This is a genomic window from Bradyrhizobium cosmicum (genome assembly GCF_032290525.1).
Taxonomy (GTDB): Bacteria; Pseudomonadota; Alphaproteobacteria; order Rhizobiales; family Xanthobacteraceae; genus Bradyrhizobium; species Bradyrhizobium cosmicum_A.
Window position 1 is genome coordinate 66,274 of record NZ_JASXTA010000003.1, and the last position, 18,727, is coordinate 85,000.

15 protein-coding genes and 1 pseudogene are annotated in these 18,727 nt (G+C 57.1%); 5 read left to right on the forward strand and 11 right to left on the reverse strand.

Features of this window, described 5'->3' with window-relative positions; genetic code table 11:
• Nucleotides 1-427: 427 nt before the first annotated feature.
• Both QSV46_RS06450 and QSV46_RS06455 read left to right on the forward strand, forming a co-directional pair.
• Nucleotides 428-1,651 (forward strand): acyl-CoA dehydrogenase family protein, encoded by a 1,224-nt coding sequence (locus QSV46_RS06450; RefSeq protein ID WP_314948149.1) that lies wholly within the window; start codon nucleotides 428-430, stop codon nucleotides 1,649-1,651.
• Nucleotides 1,652-1,744: 93 nt separating this feature from the next.
• Entirely contained in the window at nucleotides 1,745-3,115 is a 1,371-nt protein-coding gene (locus QSV46_RS06455) for a styrene monooxygenase/indole monooxygenase family protein (RefSeq protein WP_314948152.1), read from the forward strand.
• A gap of 691 nt (nucleotides 3,116-3,806) precedes the next feature.
• Here QSV46_RS06455 and QSV46_RS06460 read toward each other — a convergent pair.
• From QSV46_RS06460 to QSV46_RS06505, 10 genes and pseudogenes are all read right to left on the reverse strand, one after another.
• Entirely contained in the window at nucleotides 3,807-4,463 is a 657-nt protein-coding gene (locus tag QSV46_RS06460) for a hypothetical protein (RefSeq protein WP_314948155.1), read from the reverse strand.
• Nucleotides 4,451-5,041, reverse strand: a complete 591-nt coding sequence (locus QSV46_RS06465) for a hypothetical protein (RefSeq protein WP_314948157.1) — start codon at nucleotides 5,039-5,041, stop codon at nucleotides 4,451-4,453. Before QSV46_RS06465 ends, QSV46_RS06460 begins: the two co-directional genes overlap by 13 nt.
• Nucleotides 5,031-5,972 (reverse strand): CBASS oligonucleotide cyclase, encoded by a 942-nt coding sequence (locus tag QSV46_RS06470; RefSeq protein WP_314948159.1) that lies wholly within the window; start codon nucleotides 5,970-5,972, stop codon nucleotides 5,031-5,033. Before QSV46_RS06470 ends, QSV46_RS06465 begins: the two co-directional genes overlap by 11 nt.
• Before the next feature lies 1 nt (nucleotide 5,973).
• Nucleotides 5,974-6,948, reverse strand: coding sequence for a hypothetical protein (locus tag QSV46_RS06475; RefSeq protein WP_314948162.1), 975 nt, complete (start codon nucleotides 6,946-6,948; stop codon nucleotides 5,974-5,976).
• Entirely contained in the window at nucleotides 6,938-7,558 is a 621-nt protein-coding gene (locus QSV46_RS06480; RefSeq protein WP_314948164.1) for a 7-cyano-7-deazaguanine synthase, read from the reverse strand. The genes QSV46_RS06475 and QSV46_RS06480 overlap by 11 nt, the downstream gene beginning before the upstream one ends.
• A 175-nt stretch (nucleotides 7,559-7,733) precedes the next feature.
• Nucleotides 7,734-7,925: a hypothetical protein gene (locus tag QSV46_RS06485; protein ID WP_314949271.1), complete on the reverse strand. Its 192-nt coding sequence runs from the start codon at nucleotides 7,923-7,925 to the stop codon at nucleotides 7,734-7,736.
• A gap of 1,850 nt (nucleotides 7,926-9,775) precedes the next feature.
• Nucleotides 9,776-10,888, reverse strand: a complete 1,113-nt coding sequence (locus QSV46_RS06490) for a histidine decarboxylase (protein WP_314948166.1) — start codon at nucleotides 10,886-10,888, stop codon at nucleotides 9,776-9,778.
• Between the two features lie 82 nt (nucleotides 10,889-10,970).
• The gene (locus QSV46_RS06495) at nucleotides 10,971-11,573 is read right to left on the reverse strand and encodes a GNAT family N-acetyltransferase (protein WP_314948169.1); all 603 of its coding nucleotides are present in this window, start codon (nucleotides 11,571-11,573) and stop codon (nucleotides 10,971-10,973) included.
• Between the two features lie 428 nt (nucleotides 11,574-12,001).
• Nucleotides 12,002-12,355: a hypothetical protein gene (locus tag QSV46_RS06500; RefSeq protein WP_314948171.1), complete on the reverse strand. Its 354-nt coding sequence runs from the start codon at nucleotides 12,353-12,355 to the stop codon at nucleotides 12,002-12,004.
• A pseudogene (locus tag QSV46_RS06505) lies at nucleotides 12,352-12,656 on the reverse strand (hypothetical protein). Before QSV46_RS06505 ends, QSV46_RS06500 begins: the two are co-directional and overlap by 4 nt.
• A gap of 657 nt (nucleotides 12,657-13,313) precedes the next feature.
• On the opposite strand from QSV46_RS06505, the gene QSV46_RS06510 reads away from it, so the two are divergent.
• The 3 genes from QSV46_RS06510 (at nucleotide 13,314) to QSV46_RS06520 (ending at nucleotide 17,342) form a co-directional block, all read left to right on the forward strand.
• Nucleotides 13,314-13,592, forward strand: a complete 279-nt coding sequence (locus tag QSV46_RS06510; protein WP_314948172.1) for a recombinase family protein — start codon at nucleotides 13,314-13,316, stop codon at nucleotides 13,590-13,592.
• Between the two features lie 1,000 nt (nucleotides 13,593-14,592).
• Nucleotides 14,593-15,885 carry a hypothetical protein gene (locus QSV46_RS06515; protein WP_314948174.1) on the forward strand — a complete coding sequence of 431 codons (1,293 nt, stop codon included), beginning with the start codon at nucleotides 14,593-14,595 and terminating at the stop codon, nucleotides 15,883-15,885.
• A gap of 17 nt (nucleotides 15,886-15,902) precedes the next feature.
• On the forward strand, nucleotides 15,903-17,342 hold the full coding sequence (locus tag QSV46_RS06520; RefSeq protein WP_314948176.1) for a hypothetical protein: 1,440 nt from the start codon (nucleotides 15,903-15,905) through the stop codon (nucleotides 17,340-17,342).
• 14 nt (nucleotides 17,343-17,356) lie between these two features.
• Here the strand turns inward: QSV46_RS06520 and QSV46_RS06525 are convergent, their stop codons facing one another.
• On the reverse strand, nucleotides 17,357-18,724 hold the full coding sequence (locus QSV46_RS06525; protein ID WP_314948178.1) for a hypothetical protein: 1,368 nt from the start codon (nucleotides 18,722-18,724) through the stop codon (nucleotides 17,357-17,359).
• Nucleotides 18,725-18,727: the final 3 nt, after the last annotated feature.

Here is an 18,727-nt window from a genome sequence, read left to right on the forward strand (position 1 = left end):
TCGTTTTCGAGACGCATCTTTCGTCGCATCTCGTTGCGGGTGACAAACCAGCTCTTGGCCCAGTCTCATTCTCTGCCACAAGTTCTGGTCATGCCGCACACCCAATGCGATCGAACGCAACAACTAGCTTCGACCCGATCGCGTCTCGACACGATTCGCCGCATATATCGCACCTCGGAGAACAGTCCTTTCGAGTTGCAAGGGTTTGCGGCATCGCGATCTTCTGTAATCGGCGTTGACCTCATTTCTCGAAACATCGACCGGCCGGATCGCGCAGCAGATTTTTCTTCGTGCGATGTTCCGCTGCAAACGATCGTGTTCTATCGAAGCAAAAATATAGTCTGGCTCTCGTAGGAGAGCAGACTATTCTTCGAGACAACAAACCCTGTCCCTCCAAGGGACTCAAACAACGAGCGGACGCAGTGCGATGACCATTCACCCAGGCAGACCGAGCATCAGCAATGACGAACTTCACAAGCGCTTCGCTCCGGTCTTTGAAACGATCGCGGCAGGTGCCGTGGCGCGCGAACGAAGCCGCACGCTGCCGGTTGAGGAGATCAGACTGTTGAAGGAGGCCAGCTTCGGAGCGCTGCGTGTGCCGATCGAGTTCGGAGGGCTCGGCGCCACGCTGCGCCAGACGTTCGACCTCCTGATCGAGCTTGCGGCCGCGGATTCCAACCTGCCACAGGCGTTACGGGCACACTTCAACCTGGTCGAGGACTTGAAGCTGAACAAGGATGAGGCAGTCAAGGCGCGGTGGCTCGGAGCCATCGCGAACGGCGCGCTCGTCGGCGTCGCTGTTACCGAGCCGGGCCTTGGTGCTGTCGATCGCTACCGGACCGCCGTCACGTCGCAAGGAGCCGCGCTGCGGCTCGACGGGCTGAAGTATTACACGACTGGCACACTTTACGCCGATCACCTGCTTGTCGCGGCCGACCGGGACGGCAAACGAATTGGCGTCCTTGTCGACACCAGCCAGCCTGGCGTAAATGTTGTGGACGACTGGGACGGCTTCGGCCAGCGGCTCACGGCAAGCGGCACGACGAAGTTTGAAAATGTCACGGTCACCCAGGACCGGATCATCGGTGTCGGCTATGGAACGGAAGGCCGGGTGTTTGGAACGGCCCACGTTCAGCTGATCCTGCTCGCCACGCTCGCGGGGATTGCGAAACGTGCCGCGGCGGATACGACTGACTGGATCAAGGCGCGAACCCGTACGTTCACCCATGCTGTCGCCGACCTGCCACGCAACGATCCCCTGGTACAGCAGGTCATCGGTCAGCTCTTCAGCGCGGCCTTTGGTGCACGGGCAACCGTCCTCGCCGCGGTCGACGAGCTCGCGCGGACGTTTGATGGCGGCCACCAGGACCCTCAGCGGCTCGATGCCTCCGAACTTGCGGCGGCGCAGGCGCAGGTGACCGTTATCAAGCTCGTGCTCGACGCCGTGACCACACTTTTCGAAGTAGGCGGCGCCTCTCTCAGCTCGGAGAAGCTCGCCATTGATCGGCACTGGCGTAACGCACGTACCATCGCTTCCCACAATCCCGCGATCTTCAAGCTCCGCGCAATCGGTGCGTACAAGTTGAATGGCGAGACGCTTCCGTATGCCTGGAGTGCTGGCGTTCGTCAGACAGGACAACAGGGCAACTAGCACCCCGCTTTCTCGCGAGCATCACGCATCGAGACGAGGCACGTCCAGATCCCCGCTTCGGCCGCCGAGTCATTCTTCCTTCAGGAGGGCCACGTGTCCAACACCAAACGCAAAGTCGCGATCATCGGAGCAGGTCTTGCCGGAACAACCGCCGGGCTTGGCCTTGTCAATGCGGGATTTGATGTCATCATTTACAGCGATCGAGACCGGGCGTCGCTGCGCAACGATGTGCCTCCGACGGGGACGGCTGTCTATTTCGGCAAATCCCTCGAATACGACGCCGAGGTCGTCGAGGATCTTTATGACATCGGAACCAGCACCGGGATGAGTGTTCGGATCTTCTCCGGCACCGGCGAAACCCGAACTCCCGTTATCGAATTCGACAGTGCCTTCAACTATCGGGCGCAGGCGGTCGATACCCGGCTCCGTGCTGACGATCGCCTCCGTCGTTTCCTGGCGCGAGGCGGCAAATTCGTCGTGCGCGCGGTCACCCCGGAAGACCTGGACGCGATTGCGGCGGACGCCGATCTCACGCTCGTGGCGACAGGCAAGGGCGGCTTGTCGGCCCTATTCCCGGTTGACCCGGATCGCACTGTTTACGCCGAACCGCAGCGGCACCTGCTGCTCGCAACATTCAAGGAGCTGGATCGTGCCGATCATCAGTTCGCCTATCGCAGCTCGGACGGCGCTAGGCACAACTGGTTCAACATCCATGTCGATTTCGGCGAGACCTTCTTCGGACCTTATCTGCACAAGGATCTCGGCGCCACGCGAGCGTTCATTGGGTTCGCCAAGCCTGGCAGCCCATGGATCGATATCTTCAACACCGTGACCGATACTCAGAGCGCGCGTGACGCCGTGGTGAAGCTGTTCGCGACTTATTTTCCTGAAGATGTGGAGCTGATCAATCAGCTGGAGCCTCTGCGGGAGGATCCGTACTCCTGGCTTCTCGGCGCAGTCCCGCCGACTGTTCGACGCGCCGTAGCCCGCACCAAAAGCGGACACGCTGTTGCTGCAATCGGAGATGCCGCAGTCTCCCTAGATCCGCTTGGCGGCCAGGGCGCGCAGAATGCAATCATCCAATCCGTGCTTCTGATCCGAGCGCTCAAGGAGCACAAGGACAAGATCACGTACGAATGGCTGCAGGATCAATTCAACACGCATTGGGGCCATCGCGCCGAGGCAGCTACGGAAGTTACCCGGCTGCTTCTAGGTGATGAAAAATACAAAACGCATGCTGAGCTGCTATTCCCCGCCGCTGCCGTCAACGCAAAGATCGGAAGCGCGTTCTTCGATTTCCTCTCTGAGCCACAGCCCTTGCTCGCTCTCCAGAGCCGAGAGCAGATAGACAACTTCATCGCGAATTTGGCGGGAGAAGCGGTCGAAACCGTCTTGGCGAGGTTCGAGGCACCAAGCCAACTCGCGCGGGCGAAAGCGCTCGAGCGTGTGATTGTGTCGTCTTAAGCCGCCGGGTTGCCTTCTCGGGTTGGAGAGAAGCCACATGTTGGTGATGTCGGGCGGCGGAGTAGCAAAGGAGCGACTTCCACAGCACCCGAACATCTCGGCTCTCGCAATGTGACTCTCAACGCTTGTTTTGCCCGAGCGATATTTTCTAAAGATTAACTCACCCTACTACCAACAAGCAGTAAGGCGAAGCAGGGTGATGGGCCGAGCGATTCAGGAGACGAACGGGCGGCCAGCTGCCGCCCATTGAGAGACGCGGTCTCCGAGGCTCTGGCCGCGGATTGAAACTACTCTTCACCTTCGTAGAACGGCTCGAGCGCAATGGCGCGCGCGTCGCGGAAGGAGCGCTGATCGGGCCGCGATGATAACCGTAGCAGGGCGCGGCCGATTACGGTCATGGCGCCCGCCGCCCGAGGTGAGCCCGGAGATTGACCCACGATGATCCTTCAGCTGCGAGAGCAGCTCATAGAGCTGGTTAAGATCAGAGCGAATCACGCGGGACTTTGCGTCTTGGCCACTAAGCTACGAAAGGAAATGACGTCTAGCATTCAAAACTCACAACAATAATAATTGACCATGCTACGAGCTGAGCAGCTTTGCAACCTTTGGTGCCCTCTCAAAATGATCAAGTTTCCAGCGGGCACTTGATCTATGCCGTCTAACCGAGCCCAGCGGCTCCGCCCCTTACTATTCAGGTCGTCCGATGAGAGCGCCCACTGCAACGCGCCGCCCGCTCCTCAAATCGCCAGAGGATCAAATCCGCAACAGAGACAAGATCTCCACATTGCTCATTTATCTCGTGGCACATTCTATGAACGTCCGAATACCCAAACCGCTCAGCTACGCGGACGAGGTGTCGATCTGGCTTGGCAACGTCTAGACCAATATTTTTCGCCAAGTGCCACTTGGTAACATCACCGATGTATCGGAGCGATCTCAAGGTCGCCAGCGCATCCAGCTCAAGACGTTGCTTCAGCCAGTCAAATCCATTTCGCGCAATTAAGCTTGCAGTGTCACCGATAGCCTGGAGCTTACCTCGATGACTAAAGACCGACGATGCACACCTCACGCAAACATCTCGGTTTTGGCTTATAACTTCAGCTGACTCCCAGTCGCAGAAGCTCAGTGAGATGTAATTGAAGTGCTTCCTGACAACAGCCTCTCGAAAGCCCGAATTGAGCACCACCCAGGCATATTCACGAAGGAAGGCAGTCTCTGAGACCGCGCCCTCGCTCACGATCCGCTTCTGATACTCGACTTCTTGTACAAAGGGTGAACCTTCGACCCAACACTTCGCGGCGAGATAATAGTCCACAAGCTCGGACTGCCGTGCCTCTAGCTTGACCATGGCCAATTATCGCGAATCAAGAGCTTCAATTTTGTTAACCAGATACTCGCTCCGGGCTTTTTGTCGAGCAATTTGCTGATCTCCACTTTCGTGAGGTGCTTTTGCTTCAGATGAAGAAACTCCGATTCCGGCACGCCGCTACCAACGTCACTCGCCATATCATATCGGGCAGCAAGGCGCTGGAATTCACGGGGGGGAATGTCGCTGGACGAGGCGAGCAAGTAGCCGGCCTCTCTCTTTACCTCCGCGTACATCGTGAAGCTGCGCTTATGAGCCTCTCCGCGGCCACGCCAATCAGTTTTCGATTGGATTAAGGTAAGGCAAAACACCACTAGGCCAAAAACGCCCACTACGAATGCGGGATCTAGAGCTTCAAGCATGCCGGGGTGGAGTAGCTTCGGGTCGACAAACGCTAGCGCGGTCACCAGAGCCGACAACACCAAAACAACGATATCCAGTAGTAGAGCTCGCCGGTTAAACCTATCGGACAAAGCAGCGTGCGCGGTGCAGAGCTGATCTGAGACACGGCGTATGCGCTCGATTTCTTCTCGTGAGCCGATATCTGCTTCAATTGTCATTGGTACTGAAAAGTGCCTCCCACTGCTCTCTCGACATATGGGCACTCGCATTTCGCATGCGCTTTGCGATGCGTCCCAAAATATGCGCGGCGGCGACCCTCTCAGGGCTACCGGCGTCGCCTAGATAAGCATCCACATGCACAGATTGCCCCGTGCTATCCCGAATCGGCGAGGTCACCAGTTCACGCGCTCGCTCAAAGAAGACTGGAAGCATCGCCGCTGTCGTCTTAGGGCCCTCGTAATCGCGAAATGCAGCAATCGCTAGGCTCTCTACGTGGTAGCCCGACAGTCGTTGTTGCTCTGGCAGGGCGCCAATAGCTGCCTTAGCCAATTTGATCGTCGGAACAAGCTTCCCGGCACACTGCTCATTTCTGGCGGTGAGCGCGGCCTGAAATTTCTCGGGCGATATGCCAGACCAACCGTCCCTCGTAAAGGAAGGGACCTTCAAGCCTTCGGCCGTCTTGAATGCGGGTAGCAGCTGAATTTCCTGTCCATCCGGATATGTCACTGTCACGGCAAGCCTGCCCGAACTCACCTTTACGTCGCTTCCGAGTTCGCTCGACAGTATGTCCGCAACGGCTTTAATGGCCTCTGACGGCTTTGAACTTTGTAGGTCTGGATCATCGAAGATAAACAGGGAGTCGACATCGCTTAGCCCGTCAACATAGGTGTGCTTCGCTACCGAACCACCAAACAAGGAATCGACGGTTGTTTCGAGCGTCCCCTCTAGCGCGTCCTTTATTTCGTCAAGACGGTCTCTGACTTTATCGATGTCTCTGCTGTTTGCCGATGAAAGGAGTTCATTGAGAAGACCGCCAAGCTGAGTCTCGAATGCCTTAATGGCAGTCTGATCTTCGGTTTCGCGCACCTGCTGACGAAGTTGCTCGGGCGTTCTATTAACAAACGGGCCGCCGCCTCCACCACCACCCATGCTAGGCCCCTCCCAACTCGGCAATCATTGCGTCGTACGCTCTCTTCAGACTCTCATGATGCCTGCCAAAATGATCGAAGCGGCCATCGGCAACGTACTTGATCATACTGAGTCTCATCTCCTGCATGTACTGATAGTTGTTCGTCCAACACCTGCCTTCGACGATGTCCGAATTGGTTGTGATTGGTAGCGACAGCGTTCCAAAGTGATGCCTGTACACGGTATCGCCGTTGGAGAATGCATAGCGCAGCCACGTCAATCCGTCGAAAATGTCCGCCCCCGCTAAGAAGTACATGAAGGTCGAGATAGTATCGAGGCTGCCGAACACGTGAATTGGGACGCCGGGGTGGTGGGCGTCTAGCTCTTTCCTTAGCTTGGCGACGTTGATCATCCGGCTCAATGTGGAATTACCAATCTCCTTCTCTGTAACGCCCACTACTGCAAAGCCCACCATCCGTTTGACGGTAGGGAGTATGTTCTCTAAGTGCAGGCGCTTGGAGGTCTCAGTCTCGGGCTTTATCAACAGTGCACGTGCGCTGTTTCCTGGAGGCAATACCATCGCCTTTGCACGTTCAATTTGCTGTCCGGTGGGCAAGCGATCGTTAGGATGATCATAGCTAACACAAACTGTTGGCGAGCTAGACTTCCATTGGGCCAGGACTTGTTGGTGCTTGTCGAGAGACCACTCTTTTCCGGAATACTCCTTCTCGTACGTGTCAGACAGCTCGGTCTCTTTGGATGCCTCGTAGCCGCCACTATCCAAAAATATGGCGGACGCGAAATCAAAAGGCGGCTTTATGTGATCCTTGTAGACATCATAGGCGCTGACGAGGACTTCATCCGATATATACTCCTCCATCGTCTGCAAGATCTTAGCGACGTTGGGAAAGCCCTTGCTTGAAAAAGATGGCAGCAGAAGCGGGGTCTTTATCGACGGCGCGTTGCCTATTCGCAGAAATCGACGGCTAGCCAGCATAAAGCCTCACACGATCTCTGCATGAAGCGCAGGTACCACACGTGGGGACCGTACCCGTCTCGCAGCTATAAGTGTCATTGAGCGGCAGCTCTGCCGCCTTGAAATAACTATAGACGTCATCCTTCGACCAATCGACGAAGGGGGCAACGATCGAAACACGTCCGTCAGAACACTCCTGTGCCAGCACTTCGACGCGAGAGAGAAATGAGCGAGAGCAATCGTAATAGTGGGTGCCAGAATGAATCCCGATCGCCAACATCCCATCGTGGCAGTTTCCAAGCAGAAGTGCACTTGCGATCAAAAATAGGTTGCGGCCAATAAGCTCTCCGGCGCCAAACTTGGTCGGAGATGACGCTCTAATTTTGATTACCGGGACTGCGAGCTGCTCACTCAGGACATCAACGGCCGCATGCTCGTGCTTCGCCGCCGCCTGCCCAAAGTCAATGAAAATGCCACGCACTTCGTGCCCACTTCTCCTGAAGAAGTGGATACAAGAGGTTGAGTCAATCCCACCGCTAAACAAAACAGAAACGTGCATGAACGAATCGCTCGACTTGAAGTTGCCCTTGTACCCCAGGGTTCCGGTGAGGCAAATGGCCCTGTCCCTCATCCTTTGGTCCGGGTATGGCGCCGCAGGGAAAGTCGAAGCTAACTCCGGGCGTTGATTTGACTGCGACTTGGCGTTCCTTACGCCGGAGCCGTGACAACTGCTCACCGTACTGATACACAGTCGACAATGGCGAGGTGAAAATCCTCAACGGTTTCAGTATGAAGGCCGCCAGCCGTCACAGTTCAATCCTGTCTGGCAGCACCATTTCTCTGATAACAATCAACGACTTAGCGCCATGTTGCAAACATTTCAACGTGCAACCTTTGTTAGAATAGATCGTGCGCGCGAGATCGGCGGTCTTCGCACCAGCCTCATGTTCCCGCAGCACGCCGATAATATGTTCCTCAGTAAACCTGGCTCGCTTCATCTGTCCGTCCTTGAGAAGGCCGGACTCTAACTCCCCGTGGAGGAAATTTGCAGGGGCAGGTCAACTGGTGCCTCAGGCACCCATACTGACACTACAAAAGAATGAGCCTGCGGAAGGCCACGAGACTAGGGGACTAACGCCTTACTTCCCTCCTCGGCCAGCTCTGCCCGAAGGGGCTGTAGACCTCAAATTGACACCCAAGACTAACTACGCCGTGGTCATCCTGGCTTACAGTCTGGGAATAGTCGGATTAGGGATCAATGCTTGGTTCGCTTGGACTCGAGGCAGCACGCTGCCCGACAAGATTCTGTTGTCTTCGCCAGGATTCATCGCGGAAGCGGTGATGTTCTTTCTCCTCTCCCAGGCAAAGTGTTTGTGGGTATCCCGTCAACGCGGAAGCTTCGTAGTCGCGTGTATCGTGTGGCCGGTGTTGTTTGTCTTCGCTCTTACCAACAGCCTAGGGTTACCGTTTCCTTCAATCGGTCGTCTCGATACTGCTCAGCAACGACGGCGTTGAAATCGTGAAGAGACAGCGAGCATATATCGCGAGCCGAAAACTTCTGAAGAGTTAGAAGCACATTAAGAGCCAGTCCGCCGCGTCTTCCAATCTCGAACAGCCCGTCTTCATCCTCGTAAATTTCATCGTCTTCCGTAATCAGATTCCCGCAATGCATGTAGCTGCGAATTATATCTCTTTCCTGGCCCGGTCCACCGGGCCGGCGATGTCCCGCTGGGACGGTGGTCGTGGTGACCTCGGTCAATCGGCTGGTGGCGGCTCGTCCGCACGCCGTTGCAAACGATGAGGCACCCGATCCATACATCATCATGAGGCGCTTGCGACCTCGGAAAGGACCATGACCCCAGCGACGGGCAACTGATCGCATTGCGATTTACGTGACGGCCAATCGACCAATACTACCGAGCTGGCTATCGATCTACCAGCCGCGCTCGCCCCGTCTCCGCAACCCCGACCCGCTCCCGACGGGTCGAGCGCTCCCGTCCTGCCGAATGGCTTCAAAAGAGAATTGACATCAATCCGCAATTAAAGGGCCGATTGACACTCGACGGCTGTGATGAGTTGAGCCTCCCCCTTCGATCGTTCGATCTCGCTGAATAAGGTTGAAAGGTCGACAACTAGCGCGGCGCATATACGTTCGAGCAGCACCAGGCTGGCCGTGGATCGCCCCGTTTCGAAACGACTGAGCATCGAGACTGGAAATACCTGTCGCTGATCCGACATCGCCAGGCTTAAGCCCGCGCTCGAGCCGGACGTGCCGAATGGAATCGCCCATCCTCTCACCGATCGACAACTTCGACGCGCCCTTGGTGGCAGGCAAGAGCTGCTGAGACAAGCCTCCCGTGATGACTTTCTCACGCGCTTCTTGATCTGCTCGCCTGGTCCTACGCAATCCAGATCACCCGCCGCATTTGGTTGTGCAAGACACCTTTTTGCGCCCTACGTTTAGCCGACCTGGATTCTGCCACGAAGACATTTCTACTTTCGGTTCCGGGCAAATACGCTGCGATCCGAAATCGTGACTTAAACAGGTGCAAGCGCTACTAGGTATCGCGCAACTTCGTAGTGAGCCACACGTGATCGGAGTTGCACTGAGCATCAACATCTACCGCATACCTTTTGCAGTGGGCGACTACAGCCTCTCATTACGGGCAGCGTCGATGTACGCCCAGAATACCACCACCCACTCTTGAGCGTCATGGATCTGGTAGCGGGCATGAAGGTCGGCCCACATGCCCCGTTAAGAACTTGGGAGGCGGGGCGAACGTCCTCACATCATTGCTGAAGCCTAGGCCCCGATCGCAAGCAGAACAAACTCCGCAGCTCCACAACATCAGCTGCCACTGTCCGCGATCGCCTCGATTAGCGTATCGAGTTGGCGCTTGGTCGTGCCAGGCGTCACCACCACATGGCTAACGTCTTGAGTGGCAATTTGCCATTTAGCTTTGATGTCTCTTTCGACGGGTGGAAAGACGACGGTAAGCGCATCGGGATTACGCCACGCGCTGACACCTCGGGCGTTAAGCTCATCGGCTGTGTAGGCAGCCAGTTGCTCACATTGATGGAACACACGCTTGATCCCCGCAGTACCGAGACAACGGATCGCGTACCAGAGGACAATCGGGGTATACGCATTTCGCGATCCGCTCAGTGTCGTATCCGAACTGCCGATGTAGTCGATCGCGCGCAAAATACGTTGCACGTTTAACTTACGCGCGAGAACGATACCGCACGGCATCGGCGCCCCGAGAAATTTGTGTCCGCTGACAGTGATTGAGTCCGCTCCATCCACGAAATCGAAGGCCGGCTTTGGGCTAAGCATTGGAGCGTATGGCCCGCATAATGCCGCGTCGGCATGGATATAGATCTGGCTAACTCCGACATCCCGCAGGACCTCGCGGATTTTTAACGTGTCGTCTTTACCTTCCTTCATTGTGGTACCTATGTTCGCGACTATCAGGGCGGGGCGATTGCGGCCACCGCTCGCCCTTCGAGCTAGATCGTCATAGCTAATTTCCCCATTTGGTTGCGAATCCACAACAACGTACTCGAGCCGGAGCAGACGAACCGCTTTGCTCACACTATAGTGCGTGTCCCGCGAGAAATACGCCACGCCATCTGGATAAAGCTCGCGGCCGAGATACAGCCCATAGATGTTTCCCTCAGTTCCGCCGTTGGTGACGTATCCCCAGAAACCGCAATCAGGCGCCCGGAACAGCTGAGCGAAGAAATCAACAACTTCGCATTCGAAGGCATAGGAGTTGACACGATAAGTCCCTGGTTCGAAGGGGTCTCCGGCATTGTTTCCGCTAAAATTCAGGAAGCGCCACAACGGCTCATAATTGAAGTCCTTCGCGAAGGGGTAGCCCAGAAAGCATGCGTTCGCCTCCTGCATGGAGTAAAATAGTTCATCAAGTCGTTTGAGGTTCTGGGATTCTAGCTTCACGAGCGCCTCGCAGCGGTCCGCACTTGAGATGCGGGACGAGCGGGCAGACCATTCTGTTTCGACCCGCTCGCCGGTGCCTCCGTTAAGAAGACGGGCGGAGCATTGGGAAAACCGGTGGCGAACTGCCGATCTGAACTTCACCCACGATCTGCCAGCCTAAGCGCTCATACAGGCGAGCCGCCCTGAGGCTGGTGGCTTCTGTAAATGCCAGTCCTTTCGCTTTGTCCAGAATGGTGAGACCGTGTCGGTAGAGAAGGCCTCCTAACCCGGATCGCTGATGCATGGGATCGACGCCCAGCATGGTGAAATGCCAGTGCGGCTCCTTTGGATGATACTCGTCGAACCGTTCGAATACCTTTTCTGTTTCCGTTCGTCTGTAGTCTGGAACACTGCCGAGTAAGAACTTCATCATTGCTGCATCATCGCGGTGCGCTTTGTCGGTTAACCACAGAAGCGCCCCTGTATCGCCGCTGTCGAAATACGCTCCACTTCGATCTGCGTACGGATCGCCGGCATAATAGTCGAGAAAGCCTGCGAAGTGACGTAAGAAGCGGTCTGGCTCGGGATACAACCACCTCAAGAATGGACACATCGCGAAAGCCACCGTCAGAATAGCACGAACCCTAGAGCGGTCTTCTGGGGCGACGAGCTTAATCGACGCGTGCTGCCCTTTCTGGGATGACATGATTGCACCTCTCTCGATACCTGCGATTGGAGCGATCGCGCAACGAAGCAGAGCTGAAGCGCGCGCGGAAGCTTCCGAAATCAAAGAAGGTAATCCGCATCGCTCCAAACCTTTGGATCCGTTCGCTGCACTCGGCAACCTTTGCTGCCACGGAGAGCATTGCAGGACTTGGGCCACTCAGGTTCCGGCCGGATTCTCGTTTCTTTTGGGCCCGGCGTCGTATTCACAACACGGGTTGTCGGATTGCAAGCGTGAGGCCCGTTTGTTGTTGGATAGAAGCACGCGCAACCTGGGATATTCTGGAGAGTCCCGGAAACCGTCCTGCACGATGTCTCGCAGTTGCGGTCGTAGGCCTATGACCTCGCAAGCCGCGCCACGCTCAAGGAACTGTCGCCCAGCGACTGGCAGCGTAACTGTCAGGAAGTCCGTCATCGGCGCGGCGCCCAGACCGACTCCGCTCGCTCGACATTCATGTCGCTGCTTTGCAAGGCCGCCGTCATGATGGTGACCACGTAAATCAGCCCCGCTTTGTCGTCGAACGATAGGATGCGGCCTGCAAACAGAGCCTGTGGTCCTTCCGATCCAGAGAACCACTTGTCGAGTGCGTCACGTTTCTTGCCGCGCGGCTTCTCCAGAATACCGCGGCGAATTTCCGCAACGGTAAGCGAAGCAATGAAGAGGTCGTCGTCCTTCTGCGCTCCCATCCAAGCCAGCAGCGAGCCCGGCGGCTCCGGCTTTATGACGTTGCTGATGATGTTGGCATCACGGAGGTAGCGTGTCACAGATCGACCTTACGCTCCTGTTCTCGCGGCCGGTTGAGGTCGAGATCCGCGCTAACCAGAGATGAGTGACGCAACGCGGCGAGAATACCACCCGCTTTCGGAGGGTCGCCCGCCACTGCCTGCTGTATGGTCCGGCGAAGCTGCCCGGCTTCCGGCCCCTCCTCAGTCAACTTCCGGGAAAGGGACCGGAGTAGATCGCGGGGTCGGCGTCGAGCGCCTGGATCTCGAATCGCGCGATGCCGCGTTCACTAAAACGCGTCCGATAATTCTCGATGGCTCTCTTCTGCGCGCGGTTGCTCATCCTATGCCTCCGAGCTATATCTAGGTATATAGCCGTGTTTTCATTTGAGCGCAAAGTTGGTGGAACCGTTTTCCATCCCGGCGGGTGAAGATGGCGGTTTAGGGTGCTGGGGGTTGCCACCGCGACGTCCCTGTTCTGCTGGCACGACAGGCCGCGCGGGACTGCGTTCGAGCCGAAACAGACAACCGGACGCGAGACCGCCTCCCGGAGTAAGGAGGTTGCCTCATAAAGATTGCGCTCCGCGTCCGCTACTCATCGGACAATCAGCGAGACGCCTCGATCGCGGATCAGTTGCGGCTCTGCCGCCTGCATGCCCAAAAGCAAAGGCTGGACAGTCGTACACAGCTATATCGAGCGCGCGATCTCCGGCGCATCGCTGTGCACCCCGGCATTAAGTAACTGATCGGCGATGCAATGCGCGGCAAATTCGTCGTCGTGTTGGCCGAGGCCATAATTCGTCTGAGCCGCGATCAGGAAGACATTGCTGGGCTCTTCAAGCGTGTGGCGTTCAGCGGAGTGGCATCGTCACGCTGTCGGAAGGTGACGTGACGCATCTGCATGTAGGTCTCAAGGGCACGACGAACGCGCTCTTCCTAAAGGACTTAGCAGACAAGAGGCGCTGCGGGCTGCGCGGTCGCGTCGGGGACGGCAAGTCCGGTGGCGGGCTGCTTCGGTTATGACGTGGTGAAGCACTTCGCGCCAAATGGCGAGCCGATCCGCGGCGATCGGACGATCAACGAGGCGGAAGCCGCTGTCATGCGCCGTATCTTTGCGGACTACATTGCCGGCAAGTCCCGCGCGATTGCCTTTGGGTTGAACAAGGAAGGCATGCCCGGGACGCAAGGCACGGAATGGGGGCCATCAACGATCCATGGTAACCCGAAGCGGGGCGTCGGCATCCTCAATAATGGACTGTATATCGGCCGCCTCGTCTGAAATCGGCAGCGCTAAAGGCTATACGCGATTTGATCGTCTCTTGCGCGATACCCGTTGGCAACGCTTACTTCCTCATCGACAAGGCGGTCGAAGGCAGATAATGTGGCAGATGGTGTTCGCGAGGCGGTCTTGTCTAACGAGCATGTTGCGATAGCGCGCCGCGTTCGCGATTTCCCATCTACTACGTACCGCCAGGCAACCGAAAACTGCCTACGTGACGGTCACGCTCCGGAAGCCGCGGCCTTTTGCCCTTGGTGAGCCGATCGCAGGATGCTGTGGATCGCAGTAGGCGAACACGATGGCTGGGCCGATCGTAATGCCTGCGCCAGGATAGGCTCCGCGCATTGGCGAGGTCATGTATTGCCGCAAGCATATGCTCGAAACCACTCGGCGGGTCTCATAGAGCGCGCCGATCCGCGGCGGTAGATCTCCGCCATGTTCGGATGCGGGAGGGCCGGGGGCTCATCGGCGTTCGCCAGCAGCTCAGTTAGTTCTGCCTTGCCGGCTTCAAGACCACCGATCTTGTCCTTGAGCTGAGCGCCAGGCGCACCATCCAGGATGGATTGGATCGCTCGATCCAGGTCTCGCCGGACGCGTTCCAAGTCCTTGCGCTGGCTGATGATGTCTGCGCTACGCTCAATCCGCGACCCGCAAGCTCGACGCGCTGGACAGCGCCGATGTCTCGAAGATGCACCGGAAGATCGGTAGGGAGACGCCGATGACCGCAAATCGGGTCGCCGAGTTCGTGGGATCTTCCCGAGGAAGGTGTTTGCGAACAAATGTCCCTGATATCTATTTTCTCTTGCAAAGATACGCGATGCTGGGGAGCTACCCGCGATCAGAGGCTAAATATCGAACCTTGAGCGCATAAAATGTCACGACACACGTTACGGATGTGCTTATGATCAGCCACGTGCGCGCAGATGCCTCACCTAGATTTTGTCCGGTTCTTATTTCGTATTCACCAACCGTCGATATGTAGTGTCGGGAACAGAACTCCATGCCGCTCTGTGAAATTCCTGGATCGGTTTCATCTTATTGGCTCGTCGGCTTCGATAAAGATGGTGACGAGCTCAAAGATCCAAGTGCGGGCACGCATACCTTCTTGAGTGCGCGCATCCTATCCGAAATACGCGACCATCGACCCACGGATATTTTCCTGTCCAGTCATGGCTGGAAAGGCGATCTTCCGGGGGCAAAGGCGCAATACGACCGCTGGTTCGGCGCCATGCTTGCGCGGCAAGACGACCTGCGCGCCATGGGTACTGATTTCCGGCCGCTATGGATCGGATTGCATTGGCCAAGCCTTCCATTCGGCGAGGAAACGTTCGGCACGACGTCGTTCTCGGCGGAGCATCCGTCGCAAGAAGAAATTCTGGAAAAATACATCGAATTCTTCGACAACGGCTCGCAGGACATTCGTCAATTGCTGGGTACCATATTTCGCGAACACCAGAAAAACGCCGGTGCCGTGCAAATGCCCGAGCATGTGGCACGGGCCTATCGGGAACTGAGCCAGCTGATCGGCTACGAGAGCGGAGGGCTCGACGCTCCTCCTGACAGCGATGGCGTGGATTTCGACCCGGTTGCAGCCTTTGAGGTATCCGAAGAACTAGGCGACGACTTTGCCGAGTCAGCAGTGCTTTCAGGCTTGCTCTCGCCGCTGCGCCAATTGTCATTCTGGACCATGAAAAAGAGGGCTAGGAGGCTTGGAGAGAACGCAATGCATGCCTTCTGCAGGGCGCTCCAGGGAGAATGTCCGGCCGCTCGCATTCATCTTATTGGACACAGCTTTGGCTGCATCGTCGTGTCATCCATTCTAGGCGGTCCCGGAGGGACCGCAAGGTTGGCGCGTCCCGTGGAGTCCGTGGTCTTGATCCAAGGCGCCGTGTCGCTGTGGGCTTTCGCGGATTTCATCGAGGTGGTCGCTAAACCGGGATATTTCAACTCCATGCTACGCGGCCCGGCCGTGTGCGGGCCGATCGTCATAACGCGCTCTAAGCACGATGGAGCTGTCGGAACGCTGTATCCATTGGCGGTGGGGATTGCCCTGCAAGTGGCGTTCGATGGGCAGCGGCTCCCGATATTTGGTGGAATCGGGACTTGGGGAATGCAAGGCGTGCGAGAAGCCGAGGATATCGTGATGCTTCCCGCCTCGGAACCATACGCGTTCCGGTCCGGCGGCATCTATAATTTGGAGTCAACCGAATATGTCGGAGGACACTCAGCGATTGATGGGCCCGAAGTAGCGCACGCCATATGGGAAGCGGTACGAACGGGCGCGGGAAAATAACCTTGATGGCATAACCCATGGATGATGAGATCGAAACCGACAGAAGCGACGAATTGCCCTTGCCCATAGGCATCTGGGAAAGCGGACAGTCACTGGCCCCGCTCGATCGACGCGTTCTGTCAGGCATAGAAGCGCCGCCGAGGGAAGTCATCCAACGCGCGGCCGATGGAGCATCCGAGAAGCTCGCCGTATCGGACATCGATGCCAACAATCTTACCGAGGCAGGTTGGGGCATTATCTTCGCCGAAAAATCAGATTCGGCGGTGCGGGCTGCGCTGCAGCCATTGATCCAGCATCGTTCGCGCCAGGTCCGGACTGCCCATCTCCTGCGGATTTTCGAGGGCGACAAGGGATACCGACAAGGCGATACGGCGCGCTCTTGGCTTACCAAGAACAATGTTGGTTTTTCCGTAGTCGATCCCAATTTAGGGGTGCCGTTTTACCTGACGATTGTTGGGCCTCCCTCGGTTATTCCCTTCGAGTTCCAGTACCAGCTCGATACATATTGGGGTGTAGGTCGTCTTCACTTCGACGATGCCGAGGGCTACCGCAAGTATGCTCAACACGTCATCGATTATGAGCAAGCCCCCGCTGTTCAACAACGCCGCGACGTCGCGATTTTCGCACCAAAAAACCTGGGCGATCGTGCAACTGGCTTGCTACATGACCTGGTTGCACAGCCGTTGGTGAACGGCAACGCGTACGTTAAGCCGCTTGGTACTCGACAGCGATTCGAGATGAAGCCGCTGCTTGGCGAAGACGCGACGAAAGCTAATCTGAAGTCGTTGTTGCGCGGCGATCACGGGGGCCCGCCGGCACTGCTTTTCACTGGCTCCCACGGGCTGGCGATACCGTGCGATGCCCCCGGTCAGCTGGAACGGCAGGGAGCGATCATTTGCCAAGACTGGAAAGGAGGCCCGGTCAGCGCGAATATGATGTATTCGGCGGCCGACGTGGATGAAAAGACCACGCTCGGCGGTTTGATCCACTTCTTTTTCGCCTGCTACAGCGGCGGTTGCCCTGTCCTCGACGACTACGGACGGGATGTCTTAGGTCGCCCCATCAAGATTGCGAGTACGCCTTTCACAGCCCGGTTGCCACAACGTCTGCTGCTTTCGGGTGCCCTGGCGGTATTGGCGCATGTCGACCGCGCTTGGTCCTATTCGTTTCGGGGTGGCCGCAGCGTGCCGCTAGTGCAGGAATTCCGCGACGTTATGGTTCGGATCCTAAAAGGAGAACGGCTCGGCCAAGCTACGGATCAATTTAACCTGCGCTGGTCGGTCCTCTCCGGGGAACTAGCCGACATGGAGCGCGCGCGGGATCTCGATCCATTGCAGGTGTCTGAGGGAGTTCTCGCCAATCGCTGGGTCGCGCGGAATGATGCGCGGAACTATGTCTTATTCGGCGACCCGGCTGTGCGTCTCCGAGTAAATGACATGCCGCCGCAAGGCCAATGAGATACTGGCCCGTATCAAATGTCTGCAAACAAAATCGCTGCGAGACGATCGACTTCAGCAGAGTCCTGCGCATCGTCCGTATCGGGTAGCGCTGGCGTAGCTCCTGCCACACCGCCAGGTCGTGTCGTGAGATGATGGTCACGAAGTTTTTGCCAGACGCTTGGCAGTGATGCATTCACGGGCGGATTTTGCAAGAGCAGGCGAGCTGCAGCGACATAGGTGCGGGCCGGCTTTGGTTCGTGAGCAGGCAGCCCGCCGCCTTGCCGGTAGACATTAGCCATGATGGTGGCAACATCCCGCATTGGGCGTCGGAAGCCCTCAAATTGCGGCTGCCTTGGATCGAACACTTCGCAGAAGCTGTTCACGACCGCTTCAAAGTCCCGACTAAACTCTTCCAAAGAATTCTCTGGATAGGCCTGCGACCAGCACGCAGAAATGCTGCTCGCGTCAGTTTCAAAGCCCATGACCCGCAGACCATGACAGCAGAATAAGACTCGTACTGTTGCGGTGGGGTATGGCGTCCAACTGCCATTCTCGTGAGGTCGCGTTTGCCGGTGGATTTGTCCTTGATCGCTTGCGAGATATTCGGCCAGGGACCAGACAAAGGCCGGCCCACCCATCGCGCAGCCGTACCAGTCTGCAAACACTTCCTTGCGCCAGGCCTTCCAGCCCGCCCGACGCTCCTCCGTGTCGCATGCGGCGTCGTCGATCGCCTGATCCAGTCGAGCGGTGAGTCCGGCGCCGCGTTCGACGGCGTGACCAAGCTCATGCGCAAGCAGTGCCATGTGTGGCAAATATGTAAGATAGGACCAGGGCACTCCAACCAGCGTAAGCGGTAGCCGGTCGAGCGCGTCTTGGAACTGTGTCGCGGTTAAAAGCCCGCTTCCCTCTTGGTCAGGCTGCGGGGTGTCGCCGTCAGGCTTAATCCACGGGGAAACCTGCTGATCGAACGTAACCAAGGGGGCGGGACATAGCTGATCGGGAGCAATATTGCGTAACTGCCGATAGACCGGCTCATAGCATTCCCTGGCATATGCATCGGCGAGGGCCAGGTAAGTATCGAACGGAGAAACCAGACGAAGCGACAAGCGGCTCCGAAATTGATCCCACATGCTATGAACGATCAACGTCTTCTTTTCAAGGCTGGTCGCCCGAAGCCACAGTTCACCGCGGCCGACGGCTTGGCTAAACTCGGCCTTGACCACCGCATGGAGCCTTTCGATACGAAGCGAAAGCAGGCTGATCTGGCTGTGATTTTTTTGCAGGGAGTGTTCGATCGCTGCGCGCTGGCGCCATTCGTTCAATTCCTCCGGAAGACTGGTGAGCTTCCATCGCAACTCTGCTTCCTTGCGCTGCAGAAGGCCCCCTAGAGCGGGATTCATCGC